Below are 1,515 nucleotides of genomic sequence, written 5' to 3' on the forward strand. Positions count from 1 at the left end.
GTGACATAGGTGCCCCTTGGGCTCGGCGGGAAGCTTCGGGCCGGCGCACCGCCCCCAAACCCCTCTTCCGTAGGTTTCTTGCATAGGGATGAAAGAAACGAGTCGGCCCCGAGGGACCGACCCGTTTACATCGCATGGGGCCTTTAGACCGCGCGCGCCAACAAAGCACGGGTGGAATCGCGGCAATGGCGCAGATTTCAACGGCGGGCCGGGTTCGGCGGCGGGCGGAGCGAAGCGGGGGGCGGAGGGAAGCGGGGGGCGGACGGAGGGCGCGGCGCGGAAGATCGCGCGCCGATGCCGCGCCGCCCCGGCCTGCCGGAGGGTCAGGCGGGCCAGCCGCTTTCCAGCCGAGCCAGCAAGGCTTCCAGCATGGTTTCGCAGCGGGCCATTTGCTCCAGCGTGACGAATTCGTCGGGCTTGTGGCCCTGGGCCATGCTGCCGGGGCCGCAGATGACGGTGGGCACGCCCAGATCGCGGGCGAAAAGGCCGCCTTCGGTGCCGAAGGCCACCTTGATCGTGCCATTCGCCCCGGTCAGACCCTTGACGAAATTCACCACCGCCGCATCCGAGGGCGTGCCGAGGCCGGGGTAATCCCACAGCCGGTCGATGCGGATCGCGGCCTCGGGGAATTCGGCGCGCAGGGGGGCCAGCAGCGCCTCGGCGCGGCGGCGCATCTCGGCGATCAGGGTTTCGGGGTCATCTTCGGCCAGACTGCGGATCTCGAAATCCAGCGTGGCGATATTGGGCACGATATTCACCTGCACCCCGCCCGACATCTTGCCGACATGGATGGTGGTATAGGGCACGTCGTAATCGCCATCGCGCGGGCCATGGGCGGCGATGCGCGCCTGCATGTCGCGCAGCTCGCCCATGAAATCCGCCGCCAGATGCAGCGCGTTCAGCGCCAGCGGCGCCAGCGCCGAATGGCCTTCGCGCCCGGTGCAGGTGGCCCGCAGCGCGACCTTGCCCTTGTGGCCGGTCGCCACCTGCATCGCCGTCGGCTCGCCCACGATGCAGAACAGCGGCTTCACCGGCGCCTGTGCCAGCATATCCACAAGGCTGCGCACGCCCATGCAGCCGATTTCCTCGTCATAGGACAGCGCCAGATGCAGCGGCACTTGCAGCGGGCGCCCCTCGGCCTGCCAGCGCGCCGCCTTCAGCATCGCGGCGATGGCGGCGGCGCAAAACCCCTTCATGTCGGCGGCACCCCGGCCATACAGCCGCCCGTCCCGCTCGGTCAGGGCGAAGGGCGGCACGGTCCAGGCCTGCCCCTCCACCGGCACGACATCGGTATGGCCCGAAAGCATGACGCCCGGCAGGCCCGCCGGGCCGGTCGTGGCAAAGAGATTGGCCTTCTGGCCGCTGGCATCGGGGATCAGGGTCACGGCGATGCCCTCCGCCTCCAGCAGCGCCTTGACCCACAGCATGAGGTCCAGGTTGGGATGGGCGCTGACGGTGTCAAAGCTCATCAGCCGTTCAAAGATCGCGCGCATGGGGGCCTCCGTCACATGAAGG

Annotated in this window: 1 protein-coding gene; it reads right to left on the reverse strand. The window is 69.0% G+C overall.

The annotated features are described in order from the left end of the window. Nucleotides 1-323 precede the first annotated feature (323 nt). Nucleotides 324-1,508 (reverse strand): acetylornithine deacetylase, encoded by a 1,185-nt coding sequence (argE, locus tag JNN06_RS08800; protein ID WP_366812664.1) that lies wholly within the window; start codon nt 1,506-1,508, stop codon nt 324-326. Nucleotides 1,509-1,515 lie beyond the last annotated feature (7 nt).

The organism is Gemmobacter sp., assembly GCF_016792925.1.
In the GTDB taxonomy this organism is placed as follows: Bacteria; Pseudomonadota; Alphaproteobacteria; order Rhodobacterales; family Rhodobacteraceae; genus Gemmobacter.